This is a genomic window from Neobacillus pocheonensis, assembly GCF_050477905.1.
Lineage (GTDB): Bacteria > Bacillota > Bacilli > Bacillales > Cytobacillaceae > Neobacillus > Neobacillus pocheonensis_A.
Genome location: NZ_JBCNAD010000031.1, coordinates 66,143 through 86,184, shown reverse-complemented (window position 1 = coordinate 86,184; position 20,042 = coordinate 66,143). Strand labels below are relative to the sequence as shown.

Annotated in this window: 18 protein-coding genes; 3 read left to right on the top strand and 15 right to left on the bottom strand. The window is 38.1% G+C overall.

Features of this window, described 5'->3' with window-relative positions:
- Positions 1–26: 26 nt before the first annotated feature.
- Together ABES02_RS17245 and ABES02_RS17240 are read right to left on the bottom strand one after the other, a co-directional pair.
- Positions 27–977, bottom strand: a complete 951-nt coding sequence (locus ABES02_RS17245; RefSeq protein WP_430137416.1) for a phosphotransferase — start codon at positions 975–977, stop codon at positions 27–29.
- An 87-nt stretch (positions 978–1,064) separates the two neighbouring features.
- Positions 1,065–2,642 (bottom strand): glutamate synthase-related protein, encoded by a 1,578-nt coding sequence (locus ABES02_RS17240; RefSeq protein ID WP_430137413.1) that lies wholly within the window; start codon positions 2,640–2,642, stop codon positions 1,065–1,067.
- Between the two features lie 141 nt (positions 2,643–2,783).
- Between ABES02_RS17240 and ABES02_RS17235 the strand changes: the two genes are divergently transcribed.
- The gene (locus tag ABES02_RS17235; RefSeq protein WP_430137410.1) at positions 2,784–2,909 is read left to right on the top strand and encodes a DUF4023 domain-containing protein; all 126 of its coding nucleotides are present in this window, start codon (positions 2,784–2,786) and stop codon (positions 2,907–2,909) included.
- Positions 2,910–2,950: 41 nt separating this feature from the next.
- Here the strand turns inward: ABES02_RS17235 and ABES02_RS17230 are convergent, their stop codons facing one another.
- The 6 genes from ABES02_RS17230 to ABES02_RS17205 form a co-directional block, all read right to left on the bottom strand.
- Positions 2,951–3,553, bottom strand: coding sequence for a hypothetical protein (locus ABES02_RS17230; RefSeq protein WP_430137407.1), 603 nt, complete (start codon positions 3,551–3,553; stop codon positions 2,951–2,953).
- A 13-nt stretch (positions 3,554–3,566) separates the two neighbouring features.
- A complete protein-coding gene (locus tag ABES02_RS17225) occupies positions 3,567–4,733 on the bottom strand; it encodes a ParM/StbA family protein (RefSeq protein WP_430137405.1) in 1,167 nt (388 codons plus the stop codon).
- Positions 4,734–5,242: 509 nt separating this feature from the next.
- Positions 5,243–5,692: a DUF3052 domain-containing protein gene (locus ABES02_RS17220; protein WP_430137403.1), complete on the bottom strand. Its 450-nt coding sequence runs from the start codon at positions 5,690–5,692 to the stop codon at positions 5,243–5,245.
- Between the two features lie 373 nt (positions 5,693–6,065).
- The gene (locus ABES02_RS17215) at positions 6,066–6,599 is read right to left on the bottom strand and encodes a L,D-transpeptidase (RefSeq protein WP_430137400.1); all 534 of its coding nucleotides are present in this window, start codon (positions 6,597–6,599) and stop codon (positions 6,066–6,068) included.
- A 534-nt stretch (positions 6,600–7,133) separates the two neighbouring features.
- Positions 7,134–8,699: a flavin monoamine oxidase family protein gene (locus ABES02_RS17210; RefSeq protein WP_430137397.1), complete on the bottom strand. Its 1,566-nt coding sequence runs from the start codon at positions 8,697–8,699 to the stop codon at positions 7,134–7,136.
- A gap of 134 nt (positions 8,700–8,833) precedes the next feature.
- Positions 8,834–9,190, bottom strand: coding sequence for a nucleotide excision repair endonuclease (locus ABES02_RS17205; protein ID WP_430137394.1), 357 nt, complete (start codon positions 9,188–9,190; stop codon positions 8,834–8,836).
- 288 nt (positions 9,191–9,478) lie between these two features.
- Here ABES02_RS17205 and ABES02_RS17200 point away from each other — a divergent pair, with 288 nt between their 5' ends.
- Positions 9,479–10,927 carry a L,D-transpeptidase family protein gene (locus ABES02_RS17200; RefSeq protein ID WP_430137391.1) on the top strand — a complete coding sequence of 483 codons (1,449 nt, stop codon included), beginning with the start codon at positions 9,479–9,481 and terminating at the stop codon, positions 10,925–10,927.
- A 23-nt stretch (positions 10,928–10,950) separates the two neighbouring features.
- Here the strand turns inward: ABES02_RS17200 and ABES02_RS17195 are convergent, their stop codons facing one another.
- The 7 genes from ABES02_RS17195 to ABES02_RS17165 all read right to left on the bottom strand — a co-directional run bounded on the left by ABES02_RS17195 (position 10,951) and on the right by ABES02_RS17165 (position 18,472).
- The gene (locus ABES02_RS17195; RefSeq protein WP_430137388.1) at positions 10,951–11,826 is read right to left on the bottom strand and encodes an MIP/aquaporin family protein; all 876 of its coding nucleotides are present in this window, start codon (positions 11,824–11,826) and stop codon (positions 10,951–10,953) included.
- 68 nt (positions 11,827–11,894) lie between these two features.
- Complete coding sequence (locus ABES02_RS17190) at positions 11,895–12,218, bottom strand: PTS lactose/cellobiose transporter subunit IIA (protein WP_430137385.1); 324 nt, start codon at positions 12,216–12,218, stop codon at positions 11,895–11,897.
- A 54-nt stretch (positions 12,219–12,272) separates the two neighbouring features.
- The gene (locus ABES02_RS17185) at positions 12,273–13,565 is read right to left on the bottom strand and encodes a PTS sugar transporter subunit IIC (protein WP_430137382.1); all 1,293 of its coding nucleotides are present in this window, start codon (positions 13,563–13,565) and stop codon (positions 12,273–12,275) included.
- A gap of 78 nt (positions 13,566–13,643) precedes the next feature.
- Positions 13,644–13,958, bottom strand: a complete 315-nt coding sequence (locus ABES02_RS17180; RefSeq protein WP_430137379.1) for a PTS sugar transporter subunit IIB — start codon at positions 13,956–13,958, stop codon at positions 13,644–13,646.
- Positions 13,959–14,197: 239 nt separating this feature from the next.
- Positions 14,198–15,640 carry a 6-phospho-beta-glucosidase gene (locus ABES02_RS17175; protein WP_430137376.1) on the bottom strand — a complete coding sequence of 481 codons (1,443 nt, stop codon included), beginning with the start codon at positions 15,638–15,640 and terminating at the stop codon, positions 14,198–14,200.
- Positions 15,641–15,806: 166 nt separating this feature from the next.
- Entirely contained in the window at positions 15,807–17,723 is a 1,917-nt protein-coding gene (locus ABES02_RS17170; protein ID WP_430137373.1) for a BglG family transcription antiterminator, read from the bottom strand.
- Between the two features lie 11 nt (positions 17,724–17,734).
- A complete protein-coding gene (locus ABES02_RS17165; protein WP_430137370.1) occupies positions 17,735–18,472 on the bottom strand; it encodes a MurR/RpiR family transcriptional regulator in 738 nt (245 codons plus the stop codon).
- A 217-nt stretch (positions 18,473–18,689) separates the two neighbouring features.
- Between ABES02_RS17165 and ABES02_RS17160 the strand changes: the two genes are divergently transcribed.
- Positions 18,690–20,018 (top strand): 6-phospho-beta-glucosidase, encoded by a 1,329-nt coding sequence (locus ABES02_RS17160; RefSeq protein WP_430137367.1) that lies wholly within the window; start codon positions 18,690–18,692, stop codon positions 20,016–20,018.
- Positions 20,019–20,042 lie beyond the last annotated feature (24 nt).

The following is a 20,042-nucleotide window of genomic DNA, read 5'->3' as shown; positions in this document are numbered from 1 at the left end:
AAAGCTAACCCTGAATATAACCAGGGTTAGCTTTTTTGAATAAGTGCAAGGGCACATTGCTCCAGACTCGACACCGTTTCAGTTAACTGCATATTTAGCTGTTCAACCGACCATTTACCGCCATTATTCACTAAATCCTTTTGAATCAATAGAATCATCCAAATCGAGAAGGCAGACGCAAACAAATAATACTCCTTCAAAAAGGCATCACTACTTATCTCTAACTCGACCTTGCTCAAGTATGCTTTTAAGACTTGCTCTCTAAACTCACTCGTAATTGTCTTCGGGAAAAGGGGGTGGGACAGATCCAAAACATGATATAAATCCCAGTAAGGAGTATTAAGATGGGTATGCTCCCAGTCTAGAATCATCATTTTATTATCAACGACAGCATAATTCCCTACATGCAAATCGCCATGGGATAACACCAACTGCTTTGAAAATTCCATATTCTGCTCTAGAAGCAGATAAATTTGCTCAATAAGCTTCTTTTCAATCTGCAGCCTCGGTAATAATTGAAAAAGCAACTCTCTTTTTTCTAAAATATCGGCAATAATCTGACCAATCTGCGGTTTTAACCCATTAACAGGAATATCCTCGAGTTTCCCCACTGGCAAGGAATGCCACCACGCCACCCACTTGACCACACCCATGACTGTTTCCTCATTGAAGTCATGGGATAGCTGACCAAGGTCCTCTAAAATCATCCAACTCATATCCGGATTATCACTTTCCGAATAAGAGATAATTTTAGGAAATATCGCCGGGAAGTGGGGGAGAATTTTCTCATGAACCCACGCTTCTTTACCTAATTGGGCATTGTTGGTTAATGGTTTGAAAATAAAGCTCTCCGCCCCCGACAAATAAAATCTTTCGACAAACCGGCCATTCATGCCCTTATATAGAATTTCCCTTTTCATAATTAACTTTTCATTTAGCATACCATTTTCAAGCACAATATCATCAGGCAGCTCCAAGGTCCCACCACCAAATTTAGATTAATAGGTTAGTAGTTTTACATTTTTAGAAAATGTTCCCACTATGAATATAATGTTAACTCATGCTCATCGCAAGGATTCTGAATCGGGTAAAGGGAAGAGTTCAGATAATCGTTTCACCTGACCATCGCCCGCTTTAAAAACAATATGCTCACGCGTAAATTTCCTTGGAGTATCAATTCCGCATGCCGCCGCTAAGGCAAATAGCCCTTGACGGACATTAATTATATAATTCATCACGCGCCACTTTTTTTCTTCGGGCACAAGTGCTTCTTGATGTTTCCGGTCAGTTGTCGTTACGCCTGCTGGACATTTGCCGGTATGACACTGCAAGGCCATAATGCAGCCGTTCGCGATCATAAAGCCGCGGGCAGAGTTCACCGCATCGGCACCAATCCCCAAAGCAATGGCAATTTTATCAGCCGATATTAATTTCCCTGAAGCAAAAATCTTGACCCTGCGGCGGACCCCATACTGGCATGCTTTATCGACAACCGCAATTAATGCAGGATAAAGAGGGAGTCCCATCGAGTCTGCCATCGATTTAAAGGTTGCACCTGTTCCACCTTCACCGCCATCCACGGTAATAAAGTCAGGATAAATACACAAACGATTCATCGTCTCAAAAAATTCATCGAGATTCGAATGGTAGCCAACCACGATTTTTATTCCCACAGGTTTTCCGCCTTCCTCTTGCAAGGTTTTAATGAATTGCAAGGTTTCAGCAGCATTACGCAAAAATGAAAAACGATTCGGAGAATTGATCGTCTGACCTTCCTGAACCTTTCTAATCCGAGCAACCTTCGAAGTCACCTTCGCGCCTTCGAGATGGCCGCCGCGAATTTTTGCCCCTTGGCCGAATTTAAGCTCAAAGGCTTTAATTTGTGGTTCTGCGGCCTTTAACTTAAATTCAACAAGTGAAAAATTCCCCTCTTCATCACGATAGCCAAATATTCCAGGCCCTATCTGGGCAACAACATCGGCACCGCTTTCGAGATGTTCAGGTGCTACGCCTCCTTCTCCCGTATTGATCCAGGAACCGCCCGCCATTTTACTGCCATATCCGGTCGAAAGAATATAATTTTCCCCAACCGACCCGTAAGAGGTTGCTGAAGCACCAAAGGGACCGCGGAGCCGCCATGGTTCTCTCCGATCTGGCCCAACGATCATTGAATCTTCTTCATGAAAAAGCCAGCGAGAAATTTGATCCTCTTCTAGATGCTCCCTGCGGGTGAATAATCCCTCATGGTCAATTTGATACTTCATGGCATGGACTTTTTCTTGATTATCAACTCGTAATTCATCCGTTAACAAAGGGAACAATTCGTTGGCGATATAGTACCCAGACTTTTCAAAATCCCGCTTTGAGCCAAAACTTATCAAGTCACTGCGATATTTAGCTGAAAAAACAATCCCCAAATAATCAGCGCGGGAAAATGGACCAACGCCATTATCACTATCGAACCAATATTGCCTAAGCTTCGGCCCCATCATTTCAAGAACATAACGAATCCAGCCAAAATACGGGTAGGAGCGGATAATGGAATGCTGCGGTTTTTTTGCCAAATTTCGCAGCAAGAGGAGAATGCAAACCGGACCACCGATAAATACGACCAAAAGAAAAATTAATATCGTTAATAACATCCAAAGACCTCCTCCATCATTAATACATATGAAGGTTGACTAAGTTTAAATCCTATAACTGCAAATGGGCTTTCAATTTGTATGTTTTTATTATGGAATGGTTACATTAACAATTGTTCTATAACAAGGAGGCTAAGCGACATGGATCAAAATAACACTCATGAATATGTGGAAAAGCTGCGTGAAAACAAGGAAAAAGACAGGAAAAATAAAGAGCATCAAGGGGATAATCACCCGGGAAAAAAATTACCGAACCATAAGCATTAATTAAAAAACAAGCCATGACAATAACATCATGGCTTGTTTGTTCATTTATTCATATTCGCCAAAAACCCGCCAAGCAGGTCCTCTACCTCATCTTCTCCTCCGCCTTCATCCGCTTTCGTAATGACCGGCTGCGCCTTTTCCGCAAGATCCCAATCAAACTCACTCAAATCATCCTCCATATCATTTAAATCGATATGAACGGGGGATTCTTCAACTCCAGCAGACATCTCTTGATAGCCCACTGAAAGTTCCTTAGGAAATACCTCCTCCTGAAGGTATAACGCCTCATCTATATCAACAGATTTACTATTCAGAGATGCTAAGAGGGAGGTTGCACGTACCGGGTCAGAAATCAGCTGAAAAAGGATACTTCCCAGCAATGCCTCAGAGTGCTCATGCTTTAACCAATCCCGCTGTGCTTTTGAAAGCCTCTGGGGGAGGGGAATCGTAATCGTTTCTTTTTCACGTGAAAAAGAACTGCTTACACCTTGCACGACAAATTCAGCTATTTTACTTGAAAAATTTCTGCGCTCTGTTTCCTTCAATTTTTGCAAATGCTTCACGATATGGTCAGGTGTATCAGAAGGAACCCTGAAAGATATTGCTTGACCCCGTGTAATTTCATTTGTCGCAGCCTTTTTCATCTCATCACCTTATTTAGCTTTTTACAGGTAGTTTATCATTCTTTGGCTTTTCTGTCTTTCTATTAAAGTCCATGATGAGCTTATAGTAGGCATTTGCCATCATCCAAATGCTTTCTTTGTCATCCTCAAAGAATTCAATATTATATCCATCCAAATTATTATTTAATGTTTTAATATAATCTTTTAATACATGGGCTCCACCGCCAACAAAATAGCAGATTTCCGATTGCGAGTTTCTTGCCCACACATTACGTAATAGACGGTATTGCTTCTTGGCTAATTCGAGCAGAATCCGGTCTGTTATATCATGAACACTTGTCCGGCTTCCCTTTACCATAATATGGTTGCGGTCATTTTTCCGAGTAATGATTTCGACCACATCGCGGCGGCTATCCAACTCAACACCGTGTTTCTTTCTGATTTCTTCACGAATGGCTTCTAATGATTCAGAAACTCCTAGATTAAAGCCCTGAGCTTTGTCATCATCGACATTTCGATTTTTGATGACAGCAATATCGGTTGATAATCCGCCAATATCTTGAATTAAGATACGCTTATCAATCAAGTCCTTATTGATAATTTTCAAACTATTATCCATCACAAGGTTAATGTAAGCGGCAAATCCTTCCGGATAGACCTTTACTTCATTAAATTTAAGATTAACTTTTAAGCCTTGGTATTTTGGCGTAACTAAAAATTCAACTTGATGAACAGAGCCAATTAGTTTAGAACGATATCCAGCATCTTTTCCTTCTTTTACTTCGCGAAGGGGGAGGCCAGTTCCTAATGTATAGTTGGCATCAATAATGTTTTTCGTTCTTGTGAATGTAGTGTCATCTTTAACTGCATCCAACGCTAAGGTTGTAAAAAGCATAATCAAGGTTTGGTCTTCCTCAGACTTGCTGCTACCTGGGTCCAATTCTGTGGCATTATTACTTTTAGTGGCTAGATTTCCAACACGATAGATAACATTATTTTCTTTTAAAGCAGGGGAGTGGATCTTAATGTGGATCCCATCTAATGGATTTTTGCTATCAAGTTCTTCTATTCCGATTACCGGGCGGTCTTCTGTATCTCTTGCGACAATGTTAGGAATATTTAATTCATACTCTAATTCACCAAAGATAGCCTTAATGGAGTCATTTCCTACATCAATAGCAGCGATTCTAGATTTAGTCATTATCATCATTCCTTTTCATTTAATAGATTTATTTTGAAAGTAGATATGTATCTAGTGCTTACTATTAAGGGTATATGAGATTACTAGATTCTTCAATAGTCCATCGGAAACGAAATAGAAGTGTAAAGAAGTAAACATTTTGTAAACATCAACCAGATGCAAACAATTTTGTAAACATTGAAAACAAAGTTGTATACATGTTGAATTGTCGGGAATTAAACAGGTTTGTGTACAAGTATACCTTTCTGTATACATGTACACATTTTTGTAAACACCACGTATACAGAAGTGTAAACAAGTAAACACCCTTGTATACAACAACTTTTACCCTAAAAATAATCCTAAAGCACCAACTCTTTTCTTACTCTCACTGCCGTTATTAGTTGTAAACAAACTCGTAAACTTGTATACATTTTTGTAAACATTATGTATACAGAAACGTCGACAAGTATACATATTTGTATACAATAAAAAACCTAAAGCACAAATTGCAATAGGTTTATGGTTTACTATTGGTCTATCCGTTCCTTTCCTTTTTCCGTTACAGCAAAGCTCCGTGTCATTGTCTTTATTTTATCCACTTTACGGAACCTTAGTGCAGACCAATCGTCATCAATGGCTATTTGTCTGACTGGCTCATAGCCTTCATTGGCTAACATGCTTGCCACCGTTTCACGGCTACAATCAGAGCCCTTGTAGGCTTTTGATGATTTCTTAGGGTAACAGAGCCAGAAGAGCCCATCTTCCTTAACATAGCTTTCAGAACCTCTAGCTAATGATTGGAGTTCTTCATTACTCGTTCCAAAGACCTGGACAAAATCATAACCGCCGACCATTTCTCCATTTATATGTACTTTACCCTCGAACAAAGCCATGACTTCTTCATAGGCTTTAGGCGCATTAATAATTAATACATCCTGACCTTGATCCTTAAACTGCAGCTTTTTAATAACGGACACTTTGATCAATCCTTTCGAAAAAATCTATATTACTACTAATTTTATCAATAAGTATTATATTTCATACTCAAATCGAATGAATAAAAAGAAAAATGACCCTAATTCACATAAAAAACGACACTAAATCATATTTTTGATTTTAGTGTCGTTTTTTTGGTTATTGCCTTTGAATCTTTTTAAAATATCCGAAGGTTTTTCAGTGCCCTCAATTATTTTGGGGCTTTTTCAGTTTGTCGTTATTCAATATTAATTCCACTAGTGACTAGAGCAACGGCTATTGCACCAAAAGGTTGGGTACAAGTAAATGGGAAAAAATACTATTATGGTAAATGGAGCTGTAAAAGCAGGATGGCAAACCATAGGCGGCAAAAAATTATTTTTTTGATAGATTTGGGGTTATGAAGACATAGCCATTAGCTTTTGCAATTGAATCAGAGCTATTGCTGCTATTTGTAATGATTACCGTGGTATAATTCTTTACTTGGCTGAAAAGCCAACGTACGTCTGAATTATGCATTCTTATACAACCTGAACTTACATATTTGCCAATAGAGCTCTCGTTATTATTACCATGAATCCCATATGTGGTCCCGTAAGTTCCCCTTGCTTCTAAGCCCATCCAACGGTCACCGAGTGGGTTGCGAGGATCACCACCTCGTATTTTCCCTTTATAATATGGTCGATTTTTTATCATATTAACTATTCTAAGTTTCCCTTCGGGAGTATATGAACTTTGTCTTCCAGTTGCCACTTTAAATGTTTTGACTAATTTCCCTCCGTTATAATAAGCAAGGGTATTTGTCTTTTTGTTAATGACAATTAACTGGGAACTTCCACTTGCATCTGAATGATCCGTAAAGAAAAAGAAACTAAACAATAGAAAAAAAATTACTGTAATTTTCTTCATATCCATCTCCCCAATTATGTAGTTTTTATTAAAATAGCATGTTATTTTAATAAAAATTGTCATAATTTGGTGACAAAAATGAAAAATATTTTTTAAGAGGAATTTTCGTTGAATCCGGTATGTTATTATTTTAAATGGTAAGGAACAGTAGTAATCACAATATCCTTATAACGCAAAAACCAGACCCTTAAAAGGAAGGCACTGTGGTTATGCAGTAAGTTATGCCACCACTTTACTGGGATGAATTGGGGAATTAGGATATGAATGATACTATCCCCATGCTTTTCTTCCAAAACGTGAATTAATCTTGATAGAGGTTCGATTAGTGAGCGATATTTATTTTTCAAGCAGATTAAGCGGCAAGGGTTACCCCATCTTCACTAGGACCAGATGGTGCTTGGATCAAATAGCAACGATGAATAACAAAGGGTGCGGACACATTTACATGTGGCTGGCACCCTTTTTCCTTTGAACCGTTAAACTTGGCTGTTGATTTGTGCTCACATTGCCGTTCTATGGTACTTAAGTTGAATATCATTCCTGATTAAGTAAATCATTCAATACCTCTTGGGAAGCTCTTTCTCCAGATTCAACGGCTCCGTTTAAATAACCTGTATATTTAACGGAGGTATGCTCACCTGCAAAGAAAATATTGCCTTCCCGTTCTCCACCCATTCCGGCAAATTTCGTATATTGACCAACCTTCCAATACGAATAGGACCCTTTGCTCCAAAGATTGCTCAGCCAGTGATCCACAGTCGATAAACCGTTCCAATTCGTCACACTTCCTGGCAATACAAGGTTTAACTTTTCTAAAAATTGCTTAGTAGACTCTTTTAAATCATCATCTGTTAAAGCGAATTGTTTGGCAGCCGTTTCGCCCCCAGTATAGTTAACAAGAATTCCTGATATACCTGGTTGCGCTCTAGAAGACTCAAACGTCTGCTGATAGCCTGCATCTGTAAATGTTTCGCCATTATTGCCTAATTCATTCCAGAACCGATTGAAAAATTGAACGTGGAGCTTTGTGTTTACTCCCATTCCCAGCTCTTCAATCGCTAGCTTTTTTAACTCTCGAAAGCTTGCATTTTTGTAATCTATCATTCTTAAAATACTAAATGGGATCGCGAGAATGACTTTATCCGCCAATACTTCCCATTCCTTTTCATCATTTCGGAAGAATAGCCTTACTTCATTACCATTAACTTGCTCAATCTTTACCAACTGGGAATGATATTGTATTTGCCCATCCAAATTTTTTGCTAATAGAGCGGGGAGTTGATCATTCCCACCCCTTATATGAAAGCATTCATCGGAGTCTCCGTAAATTTGAAAGGGTTCCTTTTCGGCAAACCCTAACAAATAAAGGAGATTTAAAGCACTCTGCTCCCTGGCAGCCGCTCCATATTCAAGCGTATACGCAAGCTCTAATAATTTGCCAAATTTCGATTGGATGCCTCCTGGGATGATTTCATTGATATAATCGACAACGGACATATGGTCCAGCTCAAACCCACGCTCTGTATATTGATTATAAAGGGTCACTTCTCCTGCTTGCTCTAAATCTCGCTCAAGTTTAGGCAAGATTCCCATAAAATCATTTGTTACTTCTTCAAAGGAGTAGGAACATTTGTCAAAATAATAAAATGGTTTCGTTCCGCTGGATTCTGCCATGATTAAATGATCTAATTCTAATCCAAGCTCTTTTGCTAGTTCCTGAATCTCCAAATGGCAAGTGTCAATTAATTCTCCACCATGCTCTACAATTTGACCATCTTTAAAATACCCTCTTTTTGTCCAACAACGTCCCCCAACTCGGTCTGTTGCTTCATAAATAGTCATGATGATTCCAGCCTGCTTAAGTCGATAGGCTGTAGTTAATCCCGCCAATCCTGCTCCCACTATGACGATTCTCGGAGCCTTTTTTCCATCACCGCTAAATTGAGAAATTAACTGCTTCCTGTCTTTATCCCGAGCCACTTTCTGTAAAGCTTGTTTTTCCTGTAAAATAGCTTGTCCTGTAATTTTTTGTTTTTCCATTTCAGCACTAGCAGCGACATAGGATTTCTGCAAAATACTTGCTAATGGTGTACGTGCCAAAACCTATCCTCCTTATACAAAAAATAAACCATGCTGATTAATTCACTATCGTACGATAGTAATAATCTATGCATGGCTTGTTTTTTTTGCTTTAGGCAAGAATAAGCTTATTTTCATTTTAGTCCCTAAAAAATTTACTTAAAAAACACCTTATCAATATTGTACTTCGACTTAAGTTCATTAATAATATAAGTTTCATAAATTTCTCTATGTACAGGGTCTTCGATCACACAAACCTCAATTTTAGTGACTTCATCTCTATGCATTTTGATTGGTGATACAGTATCTTCAAAATGTTTTTTAATTCTTTGTCTCAACTTTCTTGCTTTACCAACGAATAGTAGTTCTTGATTATCGTTATAGAACATGAAAATTCCACCCTTATCTCTAGGGATAAGATGAAAATCAGTAAATCCATAAATATTACTCAGTTCAGGATTTTTCTGCTTGTTAATGGTAATACTTGGTTTTGGAATGCTAATATTTATCACGTAAGTTCATTTCCTCCTCTTTATTGCTTTTAAATGTTATCCTATATCGACATTTATTACAATCGCCTATATACATATTATTTCCCCTTGTACATAGGCAATACAGGACAAATAAAAATAAAAAATTTCACTTATTTACAAATAGCGACAAACTTCACACAATAATATTTAGTAGAATAGTAGTGTTAATTTAAAAAAAACTTAAAAATAAGGTAAAATAATTGTAAACTTTGTTACATAACCAGGGGCTAATGTCAAAGGACAATCAATTTAATCGGAGGAATCATAATGGGAAGTACAGCAACTGAAACAGTAGGGGAATTAGATAGCCGCCGGAAAAAATCCGTTAAATGGTATACAAACTGGAAGTTCATCACAACGGGTATTGTCATCATTATTGCCCTCATATTCGCGGGAATGAGCTATTATCAGGCCAACCACTTTAATGCACATATTAAGATTAATGGCACAAAAGTCGGTGGACTTACTGCCGATCAGGCCCTTAAAAAATTAAAAACATCCGTCCTAAAAAACGTCGTCTATGTCGGAAAACAACAAATTTTAGACGGAAACGACACGAAGATGAAATTTACGGAAACTGATCTTCCAGGTGTCAAAGAGTTAATAAAAAGGCAGCGGACATTTTTTCCTTCTTCAAAGGTAAAAAATTATTCTATTATGCCAGGCGAACTTGATCAATATCGAAGCCAGACGATGAAAAAACAAGTAGAGGAAAAGCTTGTAACGATGAATAAGAGTTTAAAAGCACCACAAGATGCAGAGGCTACTTTGGAACAAGGTAAAATTATTGTCTCCAAAAGCATTGACGGGGAGCAGTATGATGTTGACAGTCTACTAAATGACTACCAAAAGCAGAAGTATACTAGTGAAATCCATCTGAAGCCTGTATTAATGCAGCCACTCAAAGAAGATAGTCCAATTGTAAAAAATAAAGAGAAAAAGCTGCAGGAGATCCTCGGGCAAACCATTGAGTATAAGGTACAGGACAAAGTTTATTCTTTAAAAGCTAGCGAATTAGTTAAAAATGCTACTGTATCAAAAAGTATGAAGGTTACAATAGATCCAAGCGATATTAACAAGAAATTGAAAGAAATTAATAACTCTCAATCCACATTAGATAAAAATTTCTCATTCAAGACCCATTCAGGTTCAGTCGTATCTGTTAAAGGGAAAGGCTATGGATGGGCATTAGATGTTTCTAAAGAAGCAACACAGATTCAGGCCGCTTTAGAAAAAGGAGAGAAATCTCTTTCAGCTACTAATATTATCGGACATGGCTGGAGTAATGAAGGCTACGGTTATGAAACAACAGCCAACAGCGGAATCGGCGATACGTATGCGGAAGTGTCGATTGCAGAACAGCGTATTTGGATTTACAAAAATGGAAAACTAGTTACCACTACGAATGTTGTGACAGGTAAACATAGCACCGGTAATGATACTTCAAAAGGAGTGTGGTATATTCTCTATAAACGAACACCTGCCACACTAACTGGAAGAGAACTTGGAGGAAAACCAAGTTATCAAGTTAAAGTCGATTATTGGGCTCCTTTTACCAATGATGGGCAAGGATTTCATGATGCCGGATTCCGGTCAAACTGGTCAAGCAATGCCTATCTTAATGCAGGATCGCATGGCTGCGTCAATACACCGCCTAGTGCTATGAAAACCGTATATAATAATCTCAGCACATACGAGCCAGTTGTTATTTATTAGAACATAAAAAATCAGGAGATCGTTCACGATTTCCTGATTTTTTCATTATATACAAGCTGACCAAAGATCGTTTTATGCTGCAGCCTTCCGATTGAATCGCTCTTTTTGTGTCTGTTTAAATCCGCCAGATAGGATACGGCCAAAACAACCAAACCTAACCCTAGGCTAAAAAACAATTGAGGAATCATTTCCCCAAGAAAGACAGCCTGATAAAAAAAACCTCCGATGGATCCTCCCATTATTGGCCCTACAATTGGAATCCAAGCGTATCCCCAGTTTGAATCTCGCTTACCCGGGATAGGTAAAAGAAAATGGATTATTCTTGGTCCTATATCACGGGCTGGATTCATCGCTGCACCTGTTGAACCTCCTAATGACAACCCCAGAGTAAGAATAAGAAACCCTATGATTAATGGATGGAGCCCTTCAGAAAATCGGTTGGCGCCAATCGTAAGCAACGCCAGTATTAAAATAAATGCCGCTAACATCTCACTTAAAATGTTTGCAAACGTATGTGGAATTGCTGGTTTGGTTACAAAAACAGTAAGTTTCACGTTTGGATCCTCTGTTTCTTTCCAATGAGGCAAATACTGCAAATAGGCTGCCGCTGCGCCAAGCATAGCTCCTAGAAGCTGTGCCAATAAGTATCCTGGAACTTCACTCCAAGGGAACTCCCCTATAAGTGCAAAGGTTATGGTTACAACAGGGTTGAAGTGGGCACCGCTAAATTTTCCGACTGCAAAGATGGCAATCATCACGGACATTCCCCAGCCAAATTGAATAGCTAGCCAGCCTGCATTATTACCAAAAGACTTCTTTAAAGAAGTTCCGGCACACACACTGCACCCTAAAAAAAGTAAAATAGCTGTACCGACTAATTCCCCCCAAAAAGCTTCCATGTTAATCTCCTTTAAAAAAAGGATTATTAGCGACCTTTAAGCCGTAATAATCCTTTCTTGTATTTCCATTATTTATCAAACTTTTTGTACATCTCGATCATTTCTTTGACTAATTCAGCAATCGTCTCTGCACTTAATAGTTGGTCCTCAGCGTGCATCAGGATAAGGGTGACTTCGACCTTTTCTCCACTTGCCTCTTTCTGAATTAAGGAAGCATGGATTTTATGTCCTTCAACAAAGTACTGTTTAGATTCTTTTAATTTTTCTTCTGCTAAAGCATAATCGCCATCTTTTGCAGCATAAAGTGCTTCCATGACCGTGCTTTTTGCCATTCCTACGTTACTAATAATCTGAAATGCGATCATATTAACATCTGTTATTTCTTCTATCACTTTATACACACCTTTTTTAATAGTTTTAGTATGTTAACCCAATGGTTTTATCCCTTATGCAGATTGTTTAATATCATCCTGCTCATTCTTTAATGCCATGCGGTCGACTGATTTAAAGAATGGATAATAGATGGCTGCCGAAATAATGATTTGGATTACGTTTAATACTGCACCTTTCCAGCCACTTACAAGGAAACCTGCAATGATTGGCGGAGTCGTCCATGGGATATTCGTTCCATTTGTATATGGAACCAAACCAGAGGACATTGCGAAATAACCTACAAAAAGCATCACGATCGGTGTAAGAAGGAACGGAATCAACATGATTGGGTTTAATACAATCGGAAGTCCGAAAATAAGTGGCTCGTTAATTCCAAAGAAACCAGGTGCAATCGCTAATTTTCCAAGAGCTTTATACTGACTTGATTTTGCAGTAAATAGAACGATTAGGGCAAGGCCGAAAGTACTTCCAAAACCGCCAATTTTCATGAAGTTTGAATAGAATTGGTAGTTAATGATATGTGGTAATGCTTTTCCTGCTTCAAATGCTGCTGCATTATCAGCTGTTAACGCTAACCAAATTGGCTGCATGATACCGCCGACTACGTTTGAACCATGAATTCCAAAGAACCATAAGATTGCTTCAAAAAGAGTGACGATTCCCATTGCTGGCAATGTACTTCCCAAGCTTGTTAATGGAACTTGCAAGTAGTGGAAGATAAATTCTTGAACGGTTGCAAAATTTGTAAATGAAAAGGCAATACGAATAAGATCAAAAACGATAATAACGATTAATCCTGGAATTAGTGCTGAGAATGAACGGGATACATTTTCCGGAACAGAATCCGGCATTTTGATTTTCCAGCCTTTTTTATCAACAAAACGAATAATTTCAACTGCTAAAACGGCTGTAAGCATTCCTAAGAATAAACCACTTGCACTTAAATTCGCCATTGGAATAGCAAAGCCGCCAGCTTTTAATTCAAGCATTGGTGTTAATAACAAGAATGCGACAACTGATAAACTGATACACATGATACTATCTAACTTATAGGTTTTGGCAAGGCTTCTTGCCATGGCAATTACGACATAAATAGTCATAATGCTCATCGTTACATCAAAAGGAACGGTAAAATAGCTCGCCCAGTTTTTTCCTAAGAAGGAGGCCATAAAATCGCCATATCCATTAATCGGAAGGTTTGCTAACAATAAGAAGATTGACCCGATAATAAGGAGCGACATTGCTCCGAAGAATCCATCTTTAATGGCCGTAATATATCGGTTGCTATCAAGTTTGAAGGCTATTGGCGCCATTTTGCTTTCCAAAATATCAATAAATTTTTGCATGCTCTTACCTCACTTTGATATAGAATTTTGGGAGGGAAGGTTTGGACCATCCAAACCCTCCAATTCGTAACCGTTTTATTAGCCTTCAATTAATTTAAGAGCTTGTTCTAAAACCTTTTCGCCATTCATCATTCCGTAAAATTGCATGTTGATTGCATCGATTGGAATATTTTTATCTGCTAATTTAGTAGCCAGCTGCTTTTGCATAAATTTCACTTGAGGCCCTAGTAATACAACATTGATTTCTTTTTTTGCTAATGTATCGTCAAATTCTGAAGCAGAGATAGCAAAAATGTCTGCTTCAATATTTTTCTCTTGAGCTGACTTTTTCATTTTGCTTACCATTAAACTCGTACTCATTCCAGCTGCACATACCAACATGATTGTTTTCATCGTTTATTCCTCCATAATGTTTTGTTTTTTATTGATTAACTTGTTGCTTGTCTAACTTCCTTATTTTCTTAGTATAAAATGAAAACGCTTTACATTGCAGAAAGGTTTTTTCCGTTAGGCAACGGAAACGGTGGAAGGAAATTTCCACCATACGTCTCCAGCTGATCCTTTAACACTAATAACAAAGAGGTGTCCTTCTTCAGACACCTCTTTGCTACTATGCAATGATAATCAATCGTTTATAGGTCTTCACCGTTGGTAGCAATAACGTTTTTGTACCAATCAAACGATTTCTTTTTACTTCTTTTTAGAGTTCCGGACCCGTCATTGTTTTTGTCTACATAAATGAAGCCGTAACGCTTTTTCATTTCTCCAGTTGTAAACGAAACTAAGTCAATACAGCCCCATGCTGTGTAACCCATTAACTCTACGCCATCAAGCGCGACAGCCTTTTTCATTTCGCTAATATGAGCGCCTAAATAGTCGATTCGATAGTCATCTTGAATGCTGCCATCTTCCTCTACTACGTCTACCGCGCCGAAACCGTTCTCGACGATAAATAAAGGCAATTCATATCTTTCGTATAATGTAACTAGAGAATATCGAAGTCCAACTGGGTCAATTTGCCATCCCCAGTCACTTGCTTTTACATAAGGATTCGCAACGGAGTATTCTGTCGCGCCTTCCATTGACTTACTAGTGTCGTTATTAGCATCTGCTTTTACAGCATTGGACATGTAATAGCTAAAACCAATGTAATCCACTGTACCCTCTTTTAGAATCTGGCTGTCTTCCGGCTGCATTTCAATTTCAAGACCTTCGCGCTCCCATTCCTTTAATGCATAATTAGGGTAATGTCCTCTTACATGAACATCGGCGAAGAAGAAGCGGTCATGCATCGATTCTGCTGCCACCATCACATCGTTAGGGTCACAAGAATAGGCATAGAATGGAACAAATGAAACCATACAGCCAATTTTGAAATCAGGATTGATTTCACGGCCTTTCTTTACCACAAGCGCACTGGCAACTAATTCATGATGGGCAACTTGGTACAATGCCTGTTTCTTGTTTTCATACTCTGAAAACTTCACACCAGAACATGTCCAGCCAAAAATATCTGTATTAGTATTGAACTGATTGTTGATTTCATTAAACGTCATCCAATACTTCACTTTATTCTTATAGCGTTCCATAACAGTAGTGGCATAGCGAACAAAGAAATCGATCACTTTTCTGTTCATCCAGCCGCCATATTCTTTCACTAAATGATACGGCATTTCAAAATGGCTCAATGTAATAACAGGTTCGATTCCATGCTTTAGCAATTCATCAAACATGTCATCGTAAAACTGGAGCCCTTCTTCGTTTGGCTCTAATTCGTCGCCTTTAGGAAAAATTCTTGTCCAGGCGATGCTTGTACGAAAACACTTAAATCCCATTTCAGCAAATAGAGCAATATCCTCTTTATAATGACCGTGAAAATCAATTGCCTCGTGATTTGGATAATTTTCTCCTTCTACGACACCATCGGTAATTCTTCTTAATACACCGTGTGCACCTGCAGTTAAAACATCTACAATACTAGGGCCTTTTCCGCCTTTATTCCATCCTCCTTCGAGTTGGTGTGCCGCTACAGCTCCGCCCCATAAAAAGTTTTCTGGTAAACTTGTTTTACTCATATTTATCGGATCCTCCAATTGAGAAATTAGTATTTTAAAGTCTTCTTTTAATTCCACTTTTAATACTAAAATGCAAACGCTTTAGATTAAAGAAACGGAATTTCCGTTAGGCAACGGAAAAAAGACGATTGTCCGCTACAATCGTCTTCATGCTTTTTATTTTCTACTAATTTAAAATTTCGATAATTTCTTGGGTAGATTCGCTTTTAACTATTTTTCGAACAGCACTATTGTTTTCAAGTACGGCAATTAACTTTTGATACATTATATCCAGATCCCCTTTAGGGCCCTTCCGAATGTTTAATAGGCAGACAAATTGAACCATTTGTTTATTATGCCATTCAATGGGGCGCTTCAATGTACACACGGTCCAAAAAGTTTCTTCCGTGACAGGGGTCATGGGATGGGGAATCGCGACAAGATTGCCAAAATTGGTCGGCGCCAGCGATTCTCTTTCTAATACTAAGTCGGCATAATTTTCTGGTACCAACCCTTGTTTCGATAATTCCCTACTCATAAAACGGATAACAGTTTCTTTGTCTTCAAAGTCTTTATGAATAAAGACCCTTGATTCAGCTAAATAATTGGTGTCTTCTTTGTTTACAGAAACCAGGTTTTCCCTAATATTTTGAATATCTCCTTCCCCTAAAAAGGTATTTACGACCTGAACAGGGACACCGATATCCTCCTTGATGGGGATGGTACTGATAATTAAATCTATAGACGATAAGTCATATTCTTTTAATTGATAAAAATTGGTTGAAGCCACGATATCGATTTCATCTTTAAATAGACCTTGCAAACGGTAAAATAGTAATTTGGCACTCCCAACTCCCGAAGCACACACCACGATTACTCGTTTCACTTTCCTTTGCCTTGTTTTCATTCGTTCCAACGCTACACCTATATGCAAAGCGATATAGGCAATTTCATGTTCTCCAATCTCTATTGATAAATAATTCTCTATACACTTGCTGGCGATAGCAGCGCCCTCAAAGGCACTTGGATATTTCTTTTTAATTTCATTTAATAACGGATTTCTGATGTTCATGTTATAGCGTAATCGGTTCATTGCCGGCCGAATGTGTAACGTTAAGGCCTGGATGAATTCATTATCATCGCGGAAATCCCAATGTAATTCTGTGTTCAATCTTTCCAGCATGCACTGAATGATGGCTCTCAATTCATCAAACTCACTAAATTCAGTTAAAGTCTCTTTGTGAATTAACTTCGTCCCTAACAAATGAACAATAATGTAGTCGATTTCAGAGTCTGGGAAAACCAGGCCAGTAAAAGCTTCTACTTCTCTAACAATCTCCAGAGCTACAATTTTTTCAAATGGATATTTTGCTGCTAAGCCTTGTTCAAGATTTTCAATAACAAAGCCTTCCTCAATTCGTCTGCAGCCAATTGTAATATGAGTAGCTAAATTTTCAAGTGCGATGTCGGAAATTTCAATTTTGTAATCATTAACTTTTTTTATGATAATTTCTTTTATTTTTTCAAATAATTCTTCGTTTAAGACCTGAAAAGAATGACCGTCAATATTTAAATTACTATTTCGGCTTAAAATGTAATTTGAAAAGCATAACCTTTTCATATACTCTTCGCCTTCAACGAGTGTTCCATAATGAGGCCGGGTTACTAATTTTAGTTTATACTTTTCTAAAATTTCGCGGACGACTTTCAAATCATTCTGGACCTTCGGCTTCGAGATAAACAACTCATCTTCTAAACTTTCTACTTTTATTGGTTCTCTTTCTAATAAAAATCGCTTTAATATATACAGGACTCTATTATTCTGTTCGGAAAAATCAGTTTGATTTTCAACTGTTGCTTCGTTTGTTATAGGATTAAACTCTTTTTCGAATAACTCAAGATCCTCAATTTCAATCTTGTATCCTTTACCACGAATCGATTCAATGGCTACTCCTAATGTATGGCATTGTGATTGAAGTTCTTTAATTTCTGTTCGAATGGTCCGGTCACTTACTGCTAATTCCTTGGCGATCCATTCGGAAGTAACAGGTTCTTTGCTTTTCATTAAGGAAACCCAGATTTCTTTTTGGCGCTTTGTAAACATGTATTTCACCTCTATTCACCCTTACTTATTGTAAGCTTGTTTACTTCACGAGCGATCGATTCCAATATATAGATAACTGGAATTTGGGTCGTTATATTTGAATTTTTATATGTTTCCTCTGTTACATAGTAAGGTATATTAACATCTGAAATTTTGGCAACTGTGCAATGTTGGCTGTTGGTAATGCTGATAATTTTGCTGCCATCTTGTTTTAGTTGATTAATATGTGTAACCGTAAACCGGTTTTCTCCAGATACAGACAAGGCAATCGTAGTACTATTTTGTAAATAGGTTGCATTGATGGGAAAATGGGGGTCCTTAATGTAGAGAGAAAACTTTCCTAAACTAGAGAAATACCTTGCTCCATATTCAGCTAAGATACCAGAGCTGCCAATCCCAATAAAGATGACACTATCTGAATGAGCAATAATGTTGGCTGCCTCCGCGATAGATGCGTCAAGATTTCCTTTTAAGGTCCGCTCCAAAAACTCAGACATGGAATCTTGCGAACTTCTCAAATGGGGGATATCGTCCTTATCTAAAAATATCTTCAGCTTTACTTTAAATTCCGAAAATCCTTCACAATTCAATTTGCGGCAAAATCGTAAAATCGTCGAGGTCGATACATGCGTTTCATTTGCCAATTCTCGAATACGCATATAAATGACTTTATCGCTGTTTTTAGTAATGTAATTATATAAGGCCACTTCCAAATCATTAAAAGTACTGATCACTTCATTTGAAAACATGGAAATATCCGCTCCCGTTGGCATAATCTGAATTTTAAAACTTTTTTATATCATACCACCATTTTAAAAAAAACATAGTGTTTTCTGCTAGAAACAAATCACATTTACTGGCAACTGTCACAAAAACCTCATAATCTATTTACCCCCCTTATCATTCGGAGGTACACTTTCCACAGAGAGGAAAAGTAATTTTTCAAATAACCGGAGGTGCACTATCATGAAAAAAGGGATTAAAATTGTAACCATTGGCGGAGGATCCAGTTATACACCAGAACTTGTCGAAGGATTTATTAAAAGATACGATGAATTGCCAATCAGAGAGCTATGGCTGGTTGATATCCCAGCTGGCCAAGAAAAATTAAATATTGTCGGTTCTCTTGCAAAACGGATGGTCGAAAAAGCAGGGCTTCCAATTGAAGTGCATTTAACTCTTGATCGCCGTGCAGCACTTAAAGACGCAGACTTTGTTACCACGCAATTCCGCGTGGGATTACTGGATGCCCGGGCAAAGGATGAAAGAATTCCACTAAAATATAATGTCATTGGCCAAGAAACAAACGGACCTGGCGGATTATTTAAAGGGTTAAGAACGATTCCAGTCATTTTGGATATTTGTAAAGATATCGAAGAACTATGCCCTGACGCTTGGTTAGTAAATTTCACAAACCCTGCTGGGATGGTAACGGAAGCTGTACTTCGTTATAGCAATATTAAAAAGGTAGTTGGACTCTGCAATGTTCCTGTTGGTATAAAAATGAGAACAGCTGAGATGCTGGATGTAGCTCCTGAAAGAGTTGAAATTGACTTCGCTGGACTTAATCATATGGTATTTGGTTTAAATGTTTATGTAGATGGTGTAAGTGTACTTGGTGACGTAATTGAAAAAATGGCTGACCCAGATAATTCCATGACCATGAAAAATATCAAAGCGATTGATTGGGAGCCTGATTTCCTTCGCGGTTTAAATGCAATTCCATGTCCATATCACCGCTACTATTACAAAACGAGTGAAATGTTGGAAGAAGAAATGCGTGCAGCGAATGAAGAAGGAACTCGTGCGGAAGTAGTAAAGCAAGTTGAAAAAGAACTATTCGAGCTTTATAAGGACCCTAATTTGGCGATTAAACCGGCTCAACTAGAAAAACGCGGCGGCGCTTATTATAGTGATGCAGCTTGCAACCTTATAAACTCTATCTATAATGATAAACGTGATATTCAGCCAGTAAACACAAGAAATAATGGGGCGATTGCCAATATTCCTGATAACTCTGCCGTTGAAGTCAATAGTATCATTACTAAAGAAGGCCCTAAACCAATTTCAGTAGGCGAGCTTCCAGTTGCCGTTCAAGGTCTTGTTCAACAAATTAAATCATTCGAGCGTGTTGCAGCAGAAGCTGCTGTAACGGGTGATTATAATACTGCCCTATTAGCAATGACCATTAATCCACTTGTTCCTTCTGATACCATCGCCAAACAAATTTTGGATGAAATGTTAGAAGCACATAAAGAACACTTACCGCAATTTTTCACTGCAGTAGAGGCATAACTTCAAGTATAAAATTAAATTAGG